The 15,691-nt window shown below is 65.9% G+C and carries 19 protein-coding genes; 13 read left to right on the top strand and 6 right to left on the bottom strand.

Annotated elements, in window-relative coordinates; all coding sequences use genetic code 11:
* The first annotated feature begins 1 nt into the window (after window position 1).
* The 9 genes from ACUZUJ_RS08780 to ACUZUJ_RS08740 all read left to right on the top strand — a co-directional run bounded on the left by ACUZUJ_RS08780 (window position 2) and on the right by ACUZUJ_RS08740 (window position 4,661).
* Window positions 2-214: a hypothetical protein gene (locus tag ACUZUJ_RS08780; protein ID WP_046983583.1), complete on the top strand. Its 213-nt coding sequence runs from the start codon at window positions 2-4 to the stop codon at window positions 212-214.
* Window positions 211-1,107, top strand: coding sequence for a hypothetical protein (locus ACUZUJ_RS08775; protein ID WP_458220408.1), 897 nt, complete (start codon window positions 211-213; stop codon window positions 1,105-1,107). The genes ACUZUJ_RS08780 and ACUZUJ_RS08775 overlap by 4 nt, the downstream gene beginning before the upstream one ends.
* Window positions 1,100-1,801: a hypothetical protein gene (locus tag ACUZUJ_RS08770; protein ID WP_458220407.1), complete on the top strand. Its 702-nt coding sequence runs from the start codon at window positions 1,100-1,102 to the stop codon at window positions 1,799-1,801. The genes ACUZUJ_RS08775 and ACUZUJ_RS08770 overlap by 8 nt, the downstream gene beginning before the upstream one ends.
* A gap of 137 nt (window positions 1,802-1,938) precedes the next feature.
* Window positions 1,939-2,592 carry a hypothetical protein gene (locus ACUZUJ_RS08765; RefSeq protein WP_458220405.1) on the top strand — a complete coding sequence of 218 codons (654 nt, stop codon included), beginning with the start codon at window positions 1,939-1,941 and terminating at the stop codon, window positions 2,590-2,592.
* Window positions 2,589-2,783 carry a hypothetical protein gene (locus tag ACUZUJ_RS08760; protein WP_458220404.1) on the top strand — a complete coding sequence of 65 codons (195 nt, stop codon included), beginning with the start codon at window positions 2,589-2,591 and terminating at the stop codon, window positions 2,781-2,783. The genes ACUZUJ_RS08765 and ACUZUJ_RS08760 overlap by 4 nt, the downstream gene beginning before the upstream one ends.
* Window positions 2,780-3,364, top strand: coding sequence for a hypothetical protein (locus ACUZUJ_RS08755; protein WP_458220403.1), 585 nt, complete (start codon window positions 2,780-2,782; stop codon window positions 3,362-3,364). The genes ACUZUJ_RS08760 and ACUZUJ_RS08755 overlap by 4 nt, the downstream gene beginning before the upstream one ends.
* The gene (locus ACUZUJ_RS08750) at window positions 3,361-3,669 is read left to right on the top strand and encodes a hypothetical protein (RefSeq protein ID WP_458220402.1); all 309 of its coding nucleotides are present in this window, start codon (window positions 3,361-3,363) and stop codon (window positions 3,667-3,669) included. Before ACUZUJ_RS08755 ends, ACUZUJ_RS08750 begins: the two co-directional genes overlap by 4 nt.
* A gap of 11 nt (window positions 3,670-3,680) precedes the next feature.
* A complete protein-coding gene (locus ACUZUJ_RS08745; RefSeq protein WP_180843294.1) occupies window positions 3,681-3,914 on the top strand; it encodes a helix-turn-helix transcriptional regulator in 234 nt (77 codons plus the stop codon).
* 261 nt (window positions 3,915-4,175) lie between these two features.
* The gene (locus ACUZUJ_RS08740; RefSeq protein WP_101765288.1) at window positions 4,176-4,661 is read left to right on the top strand and encodes a hypothetical protein; all 486 of its coding nucleotides are present in this window, start codon (window positions 4,176-4,178) and stop codon (window positions 4,659-4,661) included.
* 14 nt (window positions 4,662-4,675) lie between these two features.
* Here ACUZUJ_RS08740 and ACUZUJ_RS08735 read toward each other — a convergent pair whose 3' ends face one another.
* On the bottom strand, window positions 4,676-5,137 hold the full coding sequence (locus tag ACUZUJ_RS08735; protein WP_458220471.1) for a methyltransferase family protein: 462 nt from the start codon (window positions 5,135-5,137) through the stop codon (window positions 4,676-4,678).
* 146 nt (window positions 5,138-5,283) lie between these two features.
* On the opposite strand from ACUZUJ_RS08735, the gene ACUZUJ_RS08730 reads away from it, so the two are divergent.
* Window positions 5,284-7,305, top strand: coding sequence for an esterase/lipase family protein (locus ACUZUJ_RS08730; protein WP_458220401.1), 2,022 nt, complete (start codon window positions 5,284-5,286; stop codon window positions 7,303-7,305).
* A gap of 18 nt (window positions 7,306-7,323) precedes the next feature.
* Here the strand turns inward: ACUZUJ_RS08730 and ACUZUJ_RS08725 are convergent, their stop codons facing one another.
* Entirely contained in the window at window positions 7,324-8,547 is a 1,224-nt protein-coding gene (locus ACUZUJ_RS08725) for a cytochrome P450 (protein WP_235434919.1), read from the bottom strand.
* A 379-nt stretch (window positions 8,548-8,926) separates the two neighbouring features.
* Here ACUZUJ_RS08725 and hchA point away from each other — a divergent pair, with 379 nt between their 5' ends.
* On the top strand, window positions 8,927-9,799 hold the full coding sequence (gene hchA / locus ACUZUJ_RS08720) for a glyoxalase III HchA (protein WP_049445438.1): 873 nt from the start codon (window positions 8,927-8,929) through the stop codon (window positions 9,797-9,799).
* Between the two features lie 4 nt (window positions 9,800-9,803).
* Window positions 9,804-10,508 carry a PA1136 family autoinducer-binding transcriptional regulator gene (locus tag ACUZUJ_RS08715; RefSeq protein WP_458220400.1) on the top strand — a complete coding sequence of 235 codons (705 nt, stop codon included), beginning with the start codon at window positions 9,804-9,806 and terminating at the stop codon, window positions 10,506-10,508.
* 20 nt (window positions 10,509-10,528) lie between these two features.
* On the opposite strand, the gene ACUZUJ_RS08710 is transcribed toward ACUZUJ_RS08715, so the two are convergent.
* Window positions 10,529-11,755 carry a cytochrome P450 gene (locus ACUZUJ_RS08710; RefSeq protein ID WP_101765284.1) on the bottom strand — a complete coding sequence of 409 codons (1,227 nt, stop codon included), beginning with the start codon at window positions 11,753-11,755 and terminating at the stop codon, window positions 10,529-10,531.
* A gap of 400 nt (window positions 11,756-12,155) precedes the next feature.
* Here ACUZUJ_RS08710 and ACUZUJ_RS08705 point away from each other — a divergent pair, with 400 nt between their 5' ends.
* Window positions 12,156-13,013, top strand: coding sequence for an endonuclease/exonuclease/phosphatase family protein (locus ACUZUJ_RS08705; RefSeq protein WP_049445442.1), 858 nt, complete (start codon window positions 12,156-12,158; stop codon window positions 13,011-13,013).
* 19 nt (window positions 13,014-13,032) lie between these two features.
* Here ACUZUJ_RS08705 and ACUZUJ_RS08700 read toward each other — a convergent pair whose 3' ends face one another.
* The 3 genes from ACUZUJ_RS08700 to ACUZUJ_RS08690 all read right to left on the bottom strand — a co-directional run bounded on the left by ACUZUJ_RS08700 (window position 13,033) and on the right by ACUZUJ_RS08690 (window position 15,651).
* The gene (locus ACUZUJ_RS08700) at window positions 13,033-13,296 is read right to left on the bottom strand and encodes a hypothetical protein (protein ID WP_049414598.1); all 264 of its coding nucleotides are present in this window, start codon (window positions 13,294-13,296) and stop codon (window positions 13,033-13,035) included.
* A 202-nt stretch (window positions 13,297-13,498) separates the two neighbouring features.
* The gene (locus ACUZUJ_RS08695) at window positions 13,499-14,920 is read right to left on the bottom strand and encodes an efflux transporter outer membrane subunit (RefSeq protein ID WP_014646790.1); all 1,422 of its coding nucleotides are present in this window, start codon (window positions 14,918-14,920) and stop codon (window positions 13,499-13,501) included.
* Window positions 14,914-15,651 carry an SDR family oxidoreductase gene (locus ACUZUJ_RS08690; protein ID WP_049445446.1) on the bottom strand — a complete coding sequence of 246 codons (738 nt, stop codon included), beginning with the start codon at window positions 15,649-15,651 and terminating at the stop codon, window positions 14,914-14,916. The genes ACUZUJ_RS08695 and ACUZUJ_RS08690 overlap by 7 nt, the downstream gene beginning before the upstream one ends.
* Window positions 15,652-15,691: the final 40 nt, after the last annotated feature.

Raw genomic sequence — 15,691 nt, 5'->3', positions numbered from 1 at the left:
CATGGCCAAGCCGGTCCAGATGGACATTTTCGACGACGACCCAGCGCGCGAGGCAGCCGCCTGGCGCGTGCAGGCGGAAGAGTCGCTGAAGCACTTCCAGTTCCCTGAATCGATCCGTCTGGAACGGCACGCCTACTACCTCGGCGTGGCCGAACAACTTGAAGCCAGGGCGCGCGGCGCGCGCTCCACCAACAGCAAGGACATGCAGGCATGAGCAACGACAAGACAACGCTGGCTGACGTGCAGCCAGGTGGAAAGGTGAGGCTGGCCACTGTGCCGTTCGACCGCGCACACAACCTGCTGGGCGACGCATACAACGCCGGAACTCACGGGATCGGCTACAGCCAGCAGGCAATGGAGCTGCACGACGCGATCATTCCCGCCCAGCGATCCCCAGCAACATGTAAGGAGAGCTTACAGGTTCAGCCCTCCCTGGATGGCCAGGGGAATGCGTGGGCTATCAAGCTGGCGCGTGAGTCGGCATTTGCCCACAGCAACGAACACGCCTATCTGCCGCAGACGAGAGAAGAGACCAACAGCTGGCAGCCACACGAATGGGTGGTTGCAGCGATTCAAGCTGCATTTCTCGGCCCCCAGCCTGCCCAGCCCTCCCCGGGTGGTCAGGGGGACGCGCCGAGCATCGACTACGAAGATCTGCTGGACCAGGCTAAGGACTTGATCCACTGCGGCTGTAGCGTTAACGGTGCCTTCGAGTGGCTGCTGGAACAGCTGACTGACGGCGAAGCGCCCGCCGCCCAGCCCGCGCAGGCCGTGGACCTTGGGCAGCCCGATCCGACGCTACTGCGCTTCTACCAGGTATCCGACTTCCCGTCGTTGGTAACGGCGCTCGAGGCACACGTCCTGCAGCTGATCGACCTGCGCAAGCGCAGCGTCAAACCGTGGGAGGACACCATGCCACCCACTCTGCTGCCGAAGTGGGTCCGCGAAAATTCCCCGGTGCTGGCGAAGGATTTGCTGGCGCTGGCCGAAAAGTGGCAGGACGAGGCCGCCGCAACGTGGGGCGAATCGCCTGCGCATGCAGCCAAGCAACAGTGCTTCGATGAGCTACACGCCCTGATCGACAGCAAGGCGGTGGGCAATGGCTAACGCCTACATCTACCGCGAGATGCAACCAGCTGAGCTAGGACTTTGGCATCGCAACAAGGGCTTTCATCAAGGACAGTTCTGCTCGATCAACCATCGCTATAGCCTCGCGGAGCGCCTCATCTATGGAGCCAAACATCAGTTCCCAGTTGCGGTCGCCTTCTGGAACCGCAAGAACCTCCGCGCCCGTTTGAAAGTGTCGAACCGATTCCATCGCACGTGCCAGCGTGGCCGCAAGATCGAGGTCCACAGCCGGCCACTTACTCATATCAAGCTCTCTCTTCGTGAGAACGTCGAGAGACCTGGCCTTCGCCAAGAGTTCCATTCGAGCAGACTCGTTCCGCTGGAGAAGTTCTTGCGCGGCCCACGCAGCCCCTTGCTCCTCGTGAAGCGGGAATCGATCTCGGATGGACGCCAGCTTGACAAGGACAGTAAGCACGTCCCCTCGATACGCGAGCGCAAAGAGTGCGTTCGCTTTTCGTCTGATCAACAGTCGTTGCACGGATGGAGCAAAAATCGCCGCGAAAACCGCCGCAACGGTTCCAATTGCCGCCCAAGCATTCCAGTTCACGGCACATGTTTCACCAAGCCACCAGCACTGACTCACTCCATCCAACACACCCATTCAGGCGCCTCCCTTTGGATTGATCTGCATTCTGCCACGCGGGTGGATCAGGCGGAGGCCGACCGTGGCTGACCAGCTGCTCACCGCTGCAATGGTCCACGTGTTCGCCCTGGCCGGGTTCCTGGATGGCATCGTCACCCTGTGGGCGATCAGCCGCGCATGCCGCGCCGCACGCAATGGGCTGCGCTGGTGCTGGCGGAGGTGCGCTCATGGCTGAGACACAGCGCGAGCGCGTGATGCACCGGGAGATCGGAATGGATCTCGCAGAGCGCGTCGTCCTGGACCTGCTGGAAAGCGGCTGGTCGCGCCAGTCGCTGCGGAAGCACGAAGCGGCCGGGCCGACCAAGTGTGGAAGCGCCTTCTACCTGCTGCGGGAAGGCGGTATCGCGGTTGCCTACTTCCCCATTGCCGAGTTCACTGACGCCAACGGCCGCGGGCTTTTCTTCCCCACCTGCAACTTCTTCCCGCCAGTCCACAAGTCTGCGCACGGCGACGTCGAGAGCTTGGAGCCATTCAAAGTTGGCGACCAGGTTATCTCGATGGACCGCCATCTGGATGGCTCGTGGCACTACGACGATGAAGTGCGGGCCAGCGAGTGGCATCGTTTGATCCCGATTTTCACTGTAGTTTCGGTACGGCCGCGTCCCGGGCACCACACGCAGTTCGGTGGCCGCGACTACTACCAGGTGAAGGTCAAAGACCGGGTGGGCGGTGGTGGCGGCTACCACGACCTCGTGCCCATCACCGGCAGACCGTGGCAGATGCGCGGCGAGGGGGAGTGCCTGATCCGCGTAAGGCCTACGCCCTTGGCCGTCGCTGCCCCTTCGCCGGCGCTTCCGGCTCAACTGGACCTGTTCGCATGACCGGCTTCAACCAGGCCAAGCACACCGCTCGCGTGTTCCTCTCGGAATGCCGTGGACGCCGGCACGGCCACGGCTTCTGGTTCGCCTTCAACGCTGCACAGCGCGCGCGCATCCGCGCCACTGCCCCCGCCCCGCTGCCGGCACCGCCGCGCGCACCGGCACTGCCGGCCCAACTGGACCTGTTCGCATGACCGCACCACTGCCCGTTTCCCCCGCCACCGTTGTCGAGGCCACCAAGGCATCGTCACCTGTCGCCGCGGTCATAGCTGCCATGCGGCGCGTCGATCCTGCCGGCGGAGCTGTTGCCGCCGACCAGGTGCGTGCCTGGTCCGACACTCTGATGACCGCGCTCTACACCGCGCAGCCAGTGCGCTGGGAGTACCGCCACAAGGACGATCACGCGCCGGGCTGCTGGATGCAGGCAGACGCCGGCCATGTCTACGGCGGGCACCAGCGAGGGCTTGTCGTCCGCGCCCTGTTCGAGACCCCGCGCGTAATCCAGCCCGAGAAGGTCCACGACTTCCAGGGCAGGGTCTGCGTTCGCTGCGGCGACAGTGAGGACTGGGCCGGTCCCGATTGTTCCCCGCTGGTCAAGAAGGTCGACCCGCGCACCCTTCTCCCGTTCGATCCGCAATGGCTGGTCGAGCCGCTGGAATGGCTCAGGGATGCCCGTTCAACCCTCAACCCGTACGAACGCCGCAGGAGGTCGGAACAAGCCGCCTTCCTGCTGGAAAAGCTGGCCGCCCACATCGAGGAGTGCAACAAGCCATGACCCAGGAACATATCAGCCACCCGGAAGGGTTGCCGAACTGCGCCGCCGGCCACCGCGCGCGCCACATCCACGACAAGCGCTGCGCCTCCGCCGGCGGTGGCCACCTGGTCGAGTGCGCCTGCAGGTCGACCAGCAAGCACGCCGATCCCGATGCGGCCATTGCGGCATGGCGCCGACTCAATCGCCCGGCGCGCAGTGCGCGGCCGGCAGCGGTGCCCGCGGCGGTCGACAACGTCCTGCAGTTCCAGCTCGGCCTGGCCGAGCGCAAACCCAAGACCCAGCGCGCGGCGCTGGCTGCAAAATGAAGGAGGACACCATGGCTGACGAACCACTCGTCTTTATTCGGATGCCGGAGGTCCGGCGCCGCACTGGACTGAGCAAGACCACCATCTACAAGAGGATCAATGAGCGCACGTTTCCGGCTTCGGTTCCTCTTGGAGAGGGCATGGTCGCGTGGATCGAAGCGGAGGTAGACGCTTGGCAGGCCCAGCGTCTGGCAGAGCGCCCCCAACCGGATCCCGGGGAACCGAACCAGCTAAAGGCCGCGTAGCTGGGGGCATCGTTGGGGGCACGCGCCGAATGCGGGGCCGAAAACCAATTTATTTATCAGTAACTTGCGCGCCTCGTGGGATAGAGCCCACCTCCACCATCTGTATGGCCTGTCGAGGCCGCAAGAAGCCGGATCTCCCGTCGATGGGGTTCCGGCTTTTTTGTGCCTGCTCGTCGTGCAGGAAGCGTGGCGCATAATCAGGATGAAGCTCCCCCTCCATCGCTGCATTCCCCCGCCCTGCTACCGCCAGAAGGATCTGCAATGAAAACCGCCACAACCACGCTCGCCCTGCTCCTCGCTGCTTTCGCCGCTGCCCCAGCCACACACGCTGCCACACCAGCCATCGCGCCCCCCGGCACCGCCACGCTCGAAGCGCTGCTGGCCTGCAAGGCCGGCTCGAACTTCAGTGCGGCCGAAGCCATCGATGCGCTGCAGGCGGCCGGCCTGGCCAAGAAGCCAGGCGGCACGTTCGAGCCGGAGGACAAGCCGGTCGCGCTGTTTGGCGGCACGGTCACCAGTGCCGATGTAAACGTGGCCGAAGGCGAGAAGAGCCTCTTCGTGTACTTGAACGGTGTCGATTCCAAGCGCCTGGCCAAGGCCTGGTCGGTGACCGAGGTCAACGAGCACGCCAGTACCGAAGAGCCGTCCTACGTGAAGCGCATCGACAAGCGCCACACCCTGCACGTGATCGCGGGTGACGACTACGAAGGCTATTCGGCAGCGGTGAAGTGCCAGATCAGCCGCTGATGGGGTAGCCGACGCTACAGCCAGCGTGGCACGCGATGACGGTACTGCGCGTACGCCTCCGGAAAGCGGGCCATCAGTGCCCGCTCCTCCGGCAGGATCTGCAGCCAGGTGATGTACACCAGGAACAGCGGCACCACCAGCAGCGCGATCAGGTTCTGCAGGTACACCATGGCCCCAAACAGGACCAGCGCCTGGCCGAGATACATCGGATTTCGCGTGCGGCGGTAGATTCCGCTGGTAACCAGCGCGCTCGACGCCGAAGGCCGCAGAGGATTGACGATGGTACCGGCGCGCTGGAACGACAGCTTGGGCAGCAGATTGAGCACGACACCCAGCGTCATCGTCACGCCTGCCAGCAGGATCGGCACCGGCACACGAAGGTGCAAACCCGGCAGCAGCCAGCGTGCTGCAAAGCCTGCAGCGGCGCACAGCAGCAGTACCACGGGCGGGGGAATGCGGGTTTCAAGCCAGGCCATCGCGATCACCGTGTCCCTTCCATTCACCGCAGTGTCACACGGGAATGGCTGAATCGCCCACGGCGGCCAGGCCCAAACCGACCGCCCGGTCTATTCCGCTTTGACAGGCCGGCCGCTAGAGTGGCGCCACCGCGCAGGAGGATCGTATGGCTACCACGGGCTTGGGCTTCATCGGCCGCACGACCCTCATCATCACCGTGCTGCTCACCCTGGGCGGCTGCGCGACGCTGCGCCAGTTCGGGCCGTCGGTGCAGGTCGCCTCGGTCACGCCCGGCCAGTACATCGCGCTCAAGCGCGGTGACATCCTCACCTTCGGCAAGCTCAGCGCGGCGACGACCGAGACCCTGCGGGTGGCCGGCCTCGACGAAGGCGTCTGCGCCAAGCCCGGCCTGCCCTGCATCGAGGCGATGGAAGGCAGCATCGTGGTGCGCGAGGAAGACAAGCGCTCCAGCCTGGCCGAGCTGTGGCTGCAGTATGCGATGACCCTGCCGGCGCCGAAGCGCGAGTACTCGGCATCCGGCCGCGCCAAGACCGCGATCACCGAACTGGATGCCGACTTCCAGCCGCGCCTCGATGCCTGGATGCAGGTCGCGCGCCAGGCCTACGCCTACCTGTTCTTCACCGAGCGCACCGCCAACCAGCGTGGCTTCGAAGACCGCCAGACCCAGGTGCGCGACTACTACAACCTGGCTGTGCAGGAAGCCTCGGTGCAGCTGTACAACGCGTATGCCACCGGGCGCGTGCACGGCCAGGCCAGCCATTTCCAGCTGGGCCGCTGGACCTTCGTGCTGGCCCCTTCAGGCGAAGCATCGCCGCTGGATACGCGTACCCCCACCGAGCTGGTACCGGCGGCCTCGCTGTCGTTCACCGGCACGCTGCGCAGCGTGCATCGCCGCGATGGCTTCGGTGCCGAGCTGGTGGCGGTGATGGACGACCCTGCCGGCAGCACGGCCACCCCGCCTGCGGCAACGACGCCTGCCACGCAGGCAGGCACCCCAGCCCCGCAGAGCTGGAGCGAGATGCCCTCGCCTTCGATGACGGTGCTGCTGCGCTTCTCGGGCAAGAACCTGTGGGAAGTGCTGCATGACGACGAGCCGGAACTGGAGATCCACGATCCCTACCAGGTCTCGGAAGTGACCCTGCATGGCCAGCAGGTGCCGCTGGCGGCCAACTTCACTGCGGGCTATGCACTGTGGCTGGCACGCTCGAACTTCAGCCACCAGTCGCTGCGCTCGTTGTTTGGTGGCAAGGGCGGCATCGACACGCCGCATCTTTACATGATGCAGCCCTACGACCCGAACCGCCGCGTGCTGTTGATGATCCATGGCCTGGCCAGCAGTCCGGAGGCCTGGGTCAACGTGGCCAACGAACTGATGCGCGACGACGAGATCCGCCAGGACTTCCAGGTCTGGCAGTTCTATTACCCGACCAACATGCCCATCGCGATGAGCCACGATGCAATGCGCCACACGCTGGCCGAAGTGTTCAAGCACTTCGACCCCAGCGGCAAGGCGCAGGCCTCGCATGACATGGTGCTGGTCGGGCACAGCATGGGCGGGGTGATCGCGCGCTTGATGGTGTCCTCTTCCGGCGACCACCTGGTCGACACCCTGCTGGCCACCGCGCAGATGACGCCCGCCCAGCGCGAGCTGCTGCGCACCAAGGGCGCGCCGGTGCTGACCTTCCTGCCGGAACCGGAAGTATCGCGGGTGGTGTTCATCGCCACGCCGCATCGCGGCACCGACGTGGCCGGCACCCGCCTCGGCCGTTGGATTGGCCGCCTGGTACGGCTGCCGCTGACCGTGCTGGAAGACGTGACGACGCTGGCCAACGACGGCCAGATCGATCGCAACGATGGCAAGCACGGCTACCAGATGAACAGCATCCAGAACCTGGACAAGGACGATCCGTTCGTCCGCGCCGTCGCCGACCTGCCGATGTCACCGAAGGTGCACTACCACTCGATCATCGCCCGCGCCAAGGCCGATGGCCCGCTGGAAAAGACCGACGACGGGCTGGTGCCCTACTGGAGCTCGCACCTGCCGCACGCGGATTCGGAGAAAGTGATCGTGTCTGGGCACAGCGTGCAGGAAGCCACGCCGGCCATCATCGAGCTGCGGCGGATCCTGCATGAGGACATGCAGGAATACGGACGAACGGGGAAGTAAGCCGCCGGCCCCGGCAGATCAGGCACCTGCCGTGCGCCGCGAGAACGTACCGTGCAGCGCTGCCGGGATCGCGAAGCCCTCCATGCGCACCTCGGGCCGGTAGCCGGCGCTGGGGGTGAAACGGAATTCGCGCGCCAGCAGCCCGCACAGCAGTACCAGCTGCGCGTTGCCGACCGCCGATCCCACGCAGGAACGCGTGGGGAAGCCATAAGGCACATAGATACCAGCGGTGCGCTTGCGCCGCTCCGGCAGCCAGCGATCGGGATCGAACTGCAGCGGGTCATCCCAGTACTTCGCCGAGCGATGCTGGATGAACGAGCTCAGCTCGAACACCGTGCCCTCGGCGATGGCCTGCCCTTCCACCTGCAGATCGCAGGCGGCCACGCGACGGTTGTTGAAGGGCGTGGAGTACAGCCGCATTACTTCCTTCAGGAAGCGCATGGTGCAGGGAATCCTGGCCATCGGCAGCGCATGGATCTCCGCATCCGAGAGCGGTGCGAATTCCTCCTCGATGCGCTGGCGCCAGTGCGGATGCATCTGCATCGCCAGCAGCAGGCAGGCGGCCATCATGCCGGGCACGCCGGAAATGGCGATCAGCTGCACGGTGACCAGGTAGGTAACCTTGTCCAGGCCGATGCGCTCGCGCAGGCTCAGCAATGACTGCGCGTAGTCCAGCGGCACGCGCCCGTCGCGTACGCGTCGCTTCAGTTCGGCGGCGATCGCCCGCGATTCGCCGCGACCGATGAGGAAGTTGCGCAGCAGATGACGCCGATGGATGACCTGCTCGACCTGGGTGGTGTAGCGCAGATGCAGGGCACGTTCGATGGCCGCGGTGCCGCGTGCGTCGAGCCCGTCGATCACCAGTGGCACCAGCGGATGCGCCATCACCTTCCACACGGCTGGCGTGGCATCCAGCTCGCGCCCGCACAGTGCGTCCAACGCCTGCCGCATGCGCGACTGCAGCGCCTCCAGGGTCTGCGCTCCGGTAAGCTCAGCACTGCAGGTGGCGATCAGGCTGCGTACTTCGGTCCAGCGCACGCGTTCGTGCCGGCGGAACAGGTCGGCCAGCGATTCGACCACGAACAGGTGCTCGGAATTCTCCTTGTCGACCTTGCCGGCCAGCTCCGGGCAGAACACCCCGATACCGCCGGTTTCCAGTTTCAGCACCGGTCCTTCGCGCTCCACGCGCGCAGCCAGGCGCTCGGCAGCAATGGCGCTGCCTTCATTCGACATCCCTTGCATGCAGTGCGTCTCCGGCAGGAAGGGACTCGAAAGACGAGTCCCTTCGTCTTGCTACCGCTCAATCGCGGGGTTGCCCCGCAGGATCAGAACTCGACCCAGAGCGGCCAGGTATTCCACACACTGCTCTTCTCGTTCGGATGGATATTCAGAGTGACGCGCAATGCTCGGGCGAATCTTTTCATTTTCATTCCTTTGCTTGCTGTGTGGTTATGCCGGGATTATCCCGGCACCGGCTAGATAACACGACATAATCCCGCTGTCCAACCGGGCCGGTGGCGCGATGCAACATCCGGGTGGTCGTCCATTGAGGGGAATCCCTCATCGCGCCTGCGCACGCGGCCTCCTATGCTGGGCTCACTTTCCCCCAACGGAGGTCCGCATGAACACGCAAGAGCCCAGCCGCCAGCCCAGCCCCGATCCGGCCGAGCGCGATGCCTTCTTCCCGTCGCCGTATTCGCTGTCGCAGTTCACCTCGCCGAAGAGCGACCTGTCCGGCGCCGAGTATCCGGATGCACGCCGCGATGGTCGTTGGAAGGTGCTGATGATCGCCGCCGACGAACGCTATCTGCCGACCGCCAATGGCCACCTGTTCTCCACCGGCAACCACCCGGTGGAAACCCTGCTGCCGATGTACCATCTGGACAAGGCTGGCTTCGATATCGACGTCGCGACGCTGTCCGGCAACGCCGTCAAGTTCGAATGGTGGGCCTTCCCGCGCGAGGACCGCGAGATCGGCGCCCTGTACGAACGCTACGAGGCGCGCTTCCGCCAGCCGTTGCAGCTGGACGAGGTGGTGGCTGGCCTGGGCGCCGATTCAAACTATGCCGCCATCTTCATTCCGGGTGGCCACGGCGCATTGATCGGCCTGCCTGAAAGCACGGCAGTGAAATCCGCGCTGCAATGGGCCATGGCCGGCCAGCGCCACATCATCACGCTCTGCCATGGCCCGGCAGCGCTGCTGGCGGCAGGTATCGACGAAGCCGGGGGTGGTTCGCTGTTCCGTGGTTACCGCATCTGTGCCTTCCCCGACGCGATGGACCGGCAGACACCGGAGATCGGCTACATGCCGGGGCAGTTGCGTTGGTTCTTCGGTGAACGCCTGGCCCAGCAGGGCGTGCAGATCGTCAACGAGGGCATTGATGGCAGCGTGCTGCAGGATCGCCTGCTGCTGACCGGCGACAGTCCGCTGGCCGGCAATGCGCTGGGCAAGCTGGCCGCGCGCACGCTGCTCGACGCGCTGGCCGGGCGCTGAGCCAATGCCTGCGCTGGTGCCCGCGCTGCTGGAACTGGAACAGGCGCGGTCGCTGGCCGCGGTGGGCGGCGTGCTGCGCGCCGCCGCCTCGCCACTGGGCTACGACCGGCTGCTGGTGTTCGCCACCGGAACCGGGCTGGAGCGCGACGCGCAGCGCGTGTACTGGATCGAGGGTGACTGGTTCGGCGACGGCAGCGATACCGATCTCACCCGCTACCTGCACGCCTGCCCGGTCAACCGCCATGTGCTGGACAGCAATGCGCCGTTCTTCTGGAGCAAGCGCCAGGGCGTGCGCGGCGAACGCTACCATGTGGTGAAGCAGCCGCGCGGCGATGGCCTGCATGGGTTGCAGGTACCGGTGTTCGGCCCGACCGGCCTGGAAGGTGCGGTCAGCTTCGCCGGCACCTCGATTGATGCGTCGGCCAGCGCGCGCCTGCAGCTGGAAATGGTCGGTGCGTCAGCCTTCCGTGCGGCGCGGCGGCTTGCCGAAGCGCCGGCGGATGTTCCCGCAGGCGCGTTGAGCGCACGCGAACGCGAAGTGCTGCGCTGGGTTGCCGCTGGCCGGCGCCAGGCCGAAATCGCGGCCACGCTGGGGCTGTCTGCACGCACGGTGGAGAACCATCTGCGGCGAGCGCGGCAACGGCTCGGCGTGGCTACCACCGCGCAGGCGGTGCGCGCCGCAGCCCGCCGTGGCGAGATTGAAGACTGATCCAGGCACTGCCGTTGCCGTCACGCGCAGCGCGGCGTCAGCGTACCGATGAAGTCGACCGGAATGGCAAAGCCTTCCAGCTGCATCCACGGTGTTGGCTCATCCTGTACCGTCAACTCGAAATCGCGGGTCACCAGCGCGCAGAACAGCAGCAGCTGCGCGTGGCCGACCGCACTGCCGATGCAGGCCCGCGAGGAAAAACCGAAAGGTACGTAGGCGCCCTTGTTGGCCTGGCGTCGCTCCGGCAACCAGCGATCAGGATCGAAGCTGTCCGGGTTCTGCCAATACTCCGGGGAGTGATGCTGGAAGTAGGACGACAGCTCGTACGCCCCGCCCTTGCGGATGCACACGCCCTCGATATCGATATCGTGCGAGGCCGGACGGTGCAGGGCGAACAGCCCCGGCCACAGCCGCAGGGTTTCCTTGACGAAACGCGACGTGCACGGCAGCGACTTGATCGGCAGTGCGTACAGCTGCTCCAGGCTCAGCGCCGAGGTTTCCTCGCGGATGCGCGCCTGCCAGTGCGGAAAACGGTGCATTGCGTACAGCAGGCTGGCCGCAGTGATGCCCGGCAGGCCCGACATGCCGGCCAGCACCATCGATACCAGATAGGCCACGCGATCCACCCCCACCCGCTGCACCAGCGGCAGCAGGGATTGCAGGAAGTCCTCGCGCGGCACGGTCCCGCGTGCACGACGCCGGATGTGCCGCGACACCGTGCGGGCCGCGCGGCGGGAAAGATGGAAGTCGATGATCCGTCGCCAGAACGAGAAGTTCTGCAGCACGATGGCGTTGTATCGGGTCTTCTGCTCACCGATGAGCGCATCGACATCGGAACGACTGAGGCCATCGATCAGCAGCGGCAACAGCGACTGCGAAATCGTCCACCAGCTCAGTTCGCTGAGGTCGTGCGGCCTGTCCGCGCGCTGGGCAAGGAAGCCGTGCATGCGCGTGTAGAGGTCGCGCATGTGGCCGGGACTGGCCAGCCGCCCGGCCTGCTCGCTCAGCAGTGCCCGCACCTCGCGCCACGCAACCGGATCCCTGCCTCTGCGCAGCCCGAGAAAATCAATCAGTGAATCCGGTACGGTGTGCTGGTCGGTGTTGGCCTTGTCGATCCTGACCGCCAGGGCCGGATCAAAGATGCCGACAACATCATTGTTGAAGCGCAGTACCGGCCCTTCGCGACGCACGCGTTCGAGCAGGTCATCGATGGAAACCACTTCCGCATCCGCTGCCCGCTCATCCATGCCCTGCCTCCAATGCCAGGGAAGATCATCGACCTTCCCTGGCGATGTCATCGAATACGTGGAGTCCTTCCGGTCAGAAGATATTCCAGTAGCGATACTTGGAACGGATGCACTGCGTGGAATTGTCCGAACGCAGGTTCAGCGACACCTGCAGGGCGCGAATCAATCGTGACATGGCACAGCTCCTTGTGGTTCCGTTGATGGTTGCTGCGGCGCCGGATTCAGTGGCCGGCAGCGCCGTTCTAGCACGCAGGCCCGCGCGGGCGGGTCAATGCGCCGTCAAGGCCCTGCTGAATACGCCGCGGCGACCGGCGGATACCGCCAGCGCACGCACAGCCATGAACAGGCAATCCGTGCGATGCTCCGTGAAACCGTTTTCATGGAATGGAGGGATTCCACGATGTTGTCACGTTTCCGTCGCCCCGTACTGTGTGCCCTGCTGGCGCTTGCCCTGCCTGCGACCAGCGCCTGGGCCGCAGCCCCCGCGCCGTTGAAGGTGATGTCGTTCAATGTGCGCACCCCGGCCGATACCGAACCCGGCAAGCGCTGGCCCGACCGTCGCGATGCGATGGTGAAGGTCATCCTCGATGCGCACCCGGCGGTGATCGGCACCCAGGAGCTGGTGCAGGAGCAGGCCGAGTACCTGGCCGGCCACCTGCCCGGCTACCGCTGGTTCGGCGAAGGCCGCCGCGGTGGCAGCGGCGACGAGCACATGGGTGTGTTCTACGACAGCACGGTGCTGGCGATCGAGGAATCAGGCAACTTCTGGCTGTCCGATACGCCCGATGTACCGGGCAGCATCACCTGGGGCAACCTGTATCCGCGCATGGTCACTTGGGCGCTGTTCCGCCGCATCGACGACGGCCGCCGCTTCTATTTCATGGATACCCACCTGCCCTACCGTGACGAGGACGAACCACGCCGGGTGAAGGGTGCCGAGCTGATCGGCAAGCGCCTGGCCAGCCTGCCGGCCGACCTGCCGGTGGTGCTGACCGGTGACTTCAACAGCGAGCCCGGCGGTGACACCTACAAGGCATTCACTCGTGTGCTGCAGGACACCCGTGCCCAGGTGAAGGCACCGCAGGGCCCGCGACTGACCTTCCACGATTTCACCGGCAAGGCCACCGTGCAGCTGGACTGGGTGCTGGTGCGCGGCTTCCGTGCGCGCAGCTTCCTGACCGATGACCGCCGCATCGACGGCGTGCTGCCATCGGACCACTTCCCGCTGGTCGTCGAACTGGACTGGCCGAAGCACTGAACCCCCACGGCAGCCACCGCTATAGCGGCGGCTGCCGCGACAGCAGGCGATACAGCGCCTGGTGCTGATCGCGCGCCTGGCAGATGCGGGCGCCGATTGCCAGGAACACGGCGACCCCGATCAGGCCCAGCCCCAGCATCGAATCCTGCAGGCGCAGGAAACCGACCGCGGCGGCCATCGTCGCCAGCACCAGCAGCACCACGACCGCCACCGACAGCCCCGCACCCGGTGGACCCGGATCGCCGAACAACATCCGTTGGGTATCCCGCCTTCCGTCCGCCATCGCCTGTCCTCCCGTGTGTCTGACCCACTAGTTACACGGCGGGCCGGCATTCCGGCAGAGTCAGAAACGTCACGACGATGGCAATGTGCACGGCATGCACCGCCCTTCCTGCGCCTGCCGCCCACGCAGGGAGCAGGACACACCGCTGCCGCGGGGCGTGAAAGCAGAAGGGGACGGAAGCCACTGCCTCCGTCCCCTGCGGTTACTGCACCTGCGCCACGCTCGGTTGCTGCGGTGATTGCCCCCAGCCGCCCAGCGCCTTGTACACGCCGACCACGCTGACATTGACTTCGGACTCGGCCGCCGCCAACGCGTCATCAGCCGCCAACTGCGTGCGCTGCGCATCCAGCAGGGTCAGGAAGTCTTCCGAACCCTCGCGATAGCGGATCTGTGCCAGCGATTCGGCACGCCGTGCCGCCTGCGCCTGCTCGACCACGATCGCCAGCCGCGCCTGCTGCTTGGAGTAGCGGGTCAGCGCGTTCTCGGTGTCTTCCAGGGCCAGCAGTACCGCCTGCTCGTACTGCGCGGCCACGCCTTCGGCTTCAGCCTTGCTGGCACGCAGGCGCGCACGCACGGTGCCGAAGTCGAATGCGGCCCAGCTCAGCGACGGGGTCAGCGACCAGGCCTTGTTGTTGCCATTGACCAGGCCGCTGGCATCGCCCCCCAGGAAACCGACGAAGCCGGACAGCGACAGCCGCGGGAACAGGTCCGCGGTGGCCACGCCCACGCGTGCGGTCGCGGCCGCCAGGCGACGCTCGGCCACGCGCACGTCGGCGCGCTGACGCAGCAGTTCGCGGGTATCGCCCAGCGGCAATGCCTTGGCGAAGGCCGGCACGTCATGCGGCGCGAGCATGTCGGTCAGCACTTCCGGGCGCTGGCCGAGCAGCACCGCCAGTCGGTTGCGCGACTGCGCCTCGGCCACTTCCAGCAGCGGGATGTCGGCCTCGATCGCCTTCAGGCGGGCGCGGCTGCTCTGCACATCCAGCTCGCTGCCGGCGCCCAGTTCCCAGCGCGCCTCGGTCAGCTTCTGCGTATCGCGCAGGTTTTCCAGGGTGTGCTGGGCTACGGCAATACGCTTCTGCGTGCCGCGCAGCTCGAAGTAGTTGCGTGCCACTTCGGCGGCGACCAGTACCTGTGCGTCGGCCAGGTTGGCCTGCTCGGCACCGAGGTCGGCACGCGCGGCTTCGGCAGCACGGCGCTTGCGGCCGAACAGATCCAGCTCCCAGCCGGCGTCGAAGCCGAGCTGGTAGCTTTCACTGAACACCCGCTGCCCACCCAGCTGCGGATCGGGTTGCTTGCGGCGGTCGTAGCTGCCGCCTGCGGTGATGTGCGGGGCCTGGTCGAAGCGGCTTTCGACGAACACCGCGCGGGCCTGGCTGACGCGGGCCACGGCCACGCGCAGGTCCAGGTTGTCCGACAGTGCGCCATGCACCAGCTGTTCCAGCACCGGATCATCGAACTGCGCCCACCAGCTGGCCACCGGCGAGACGGTGCTGAAGACCGGCTGCTGTGCGCTCTGCAGGACCACCGGTTCCTGCACCGGGGCCTTGTAGTTCGGGCCGACGCTGACACAGCCTGCCAGCACCAGGCTGGAGACGGCCATCGCCAACGTGCGGATCACCATGGCAGCACCTCGCCCAGGTAGGTGAAGCTGCCGTTCGGGCCTTCATGGCCGATCAGTGCCATCTGCACGCTGGAACGCGCGCCCTCGGCGATTTCGATTTCGCCCTGGCCACCGTTCATGTCGGTCTTCACGTAGCCCGGATGCACGGTGTTGACCTTGATCTGCGAACTGCGCAGTTCGTGTGCCAGGGCCAGCGTCCAACTGTTCACCGCTGCCTTGGAGGCGTTGTAGGCCGGGATCTTGAAATCGTAGATGCCCGATGCCGGATCGGCGTGCAGGGTCTGCGAACCGAGGATGCTGGAGACGTTGACGATGCGTCCGGCCTTGGCCTGCTGCAGCAGCGGCAGGAACGCCTGGGTCACCGCGACCAGTGCATAGACGTTGGTGTCGAAGGTGCGGCGCCAGGTATCCAGCGACTGCTCCGACGGCAGCTGCGCCGGGTTTTCCAGCAGCACGCCGGCGTTGTTGACCAGGATGTCGAGACGGCCGTGGCGTTCGCGCACCTGCTGCACGGCGTCGGCGATGCTGGCGCCGTCGGTGACGTCCAGCTGCAGCGCTTCCACCGGCAGGCCCTCGGCCTGCAGCTTCAGCGCCTGCTCCACGGCGGTCTCGCGCTTGCGGCCGGCCAGCAGCGTGTGCACGCCGGCCTGGGCCAGCTGGCGCACGGTCTCCGCGCCGATGCCACGGGTGGCGCCGGTGACCAGCGCGATCTTGTTCTGATGGGTATTCATGGATGCATGCCTTGTGAGGGGAAAGCCGCCGCCGGCCAGT

Source organism: Stenotrophomonas sp. S4, from assembly GCF_054187805.2.
This window is presented reverse-complemented; position numbering and strand designations above follow the sequence as displayed.

Bases quoted from the DNA above. Each gene is read 5' to 3' on its own strand.
- ACUZUJ_RS08780 (WP_046983583.1), top strand. From the start codon at position 2: ATGGCCAAGCCGGTCCAGATGGACATTTTCGACGACGACCCAGCGCGC.
- ACUZUJ_RS08775 (WP_458220408.1), top strand. From the start codon at position 211: ATGAGCAACGACAAGACAACGCTGGCTGACGTGCAGCCAGGTGGAAAG.
- ACUZUJ_RS08770 (WP_458220407.1), top strand. From the start codon at position 1,100: ATGGCTAACGCCTACATCTACCGCGAGATGCAACCAGCTGAGCTAGGA.
- ACUZUJ_RS08765 (WP_458220405.1), top strand. From the start codon at position 1,939: ATGGCTGAGACACAGCGCGAGCGCGTGATGCACCGGGAGATCGGAATG.
- ACUZUJ_RS08760 (WP_458220404.1), top strand. From the start codon at position 2,589: ATGACCGGCTTCAACCAGGCCAAGCACACCGCTCGCGTGTTCCTCTCG.
- ACUZUJ_RS08755 (WP_458220403.1), top strand. From the start codon at position 2,780: ATGACCGCACCACTGCCCGTTTCCCCCGCCACCGTTGTCGAGGCCACC.
- ACUZUJ_RS08750 (WP_458220402.1), top strand. From the start codon at position 3,361: ATGACCCAGGAACATATCAGCCACCCGGAAGGGTTGCCGAACTGCGCC.
- ACUZUJ_RS08745 (WP_180843294.1), top strand. From the start codon at position 3,681: ATGGCTGACGAACCACTCGTCTTTATTCGGATGCCGGAGGTCCGGCGC.
- ACUZUJ_RS08740 (WP_101765288.1), top strand. From the start codon at position 4,176: ATGAAAACCGCCACAACCACGCTCGCCCTGCTCCTCGCTGCTTTCGCC.
- ACUZUJ_RS08735 (WP_458220471.1), bottom strand. From the start codon at position 5,137: ATGGCCTGGCTTGAAACCCGCATTCCCCCGCCCGTGGTACTGCTGCTG.
- ACUZUJ_RS08730 (WP_458220401.1), top strand. From the start codon at position 5,284: ATGGCTACCACGGGCTTGGGCTTCATCGGCCGCACGACCCTCATCATC.
- ACUZUJ_RS08725 (WP_235434919.1), bottom strand. From the start codon at position 8,547: ATGCAAGGGATGTCGAATGAAGGCAGCGCCATTGCTGCCGAGCGCCTG.
- hchA (WP_049445438.1), top strand. From the start codon at position 8,927: ATGAACACGCAAGAGCCCAGCCGCCAGCCCAGCCCCGATCCGGCCGAG.
- ACUZUJ_RS08715 (WP_458220400.1), top strand. From the start codon at position 9,804: ATGCCTGCGCTGGTGCCCGCGCTGCTGGAACTGGAACAGGCGCGGTCG.
- ACUZUJ_RS08710 (WP_101765284.1), bottom strand. From the start codon at position 11,755: ATGGATGAGCGGGCAGCGGATGCGGAAGTGGTTTCCATCGATGACCTG.
- ACUZUJ_RS08705 (WP_049445442.1), top strand. From the start codon at position 12,156: ATGTTGTCACGTTTCCGTCGCCCCGTACTGTGTGCCCTGCTGGCGCTT.
- ACUZUJ_RS08700 (WP_049414598.1), bottom strand. From the start codon at position 13,296: ATGGCGGACGGAAGGCGGGATACCCAACGGATGTTGTTCGGCGATCCG.
- ACUZUJ_RS08695 (WP_014646790.1), bottom strand. From the start codon at position 14,920: ATGGTGATCCGCACGTTGGCGATGGCCGTCTCCAGCCTGGTGCTGGCA.
- ACUZUJ_RS08690 (WP_049445446.1), bottom strand. From the start codon at position 15,651: ATGAATACCCATCAGAACAAGATCGCGCTGGTCACCGGCGCCACCCGT.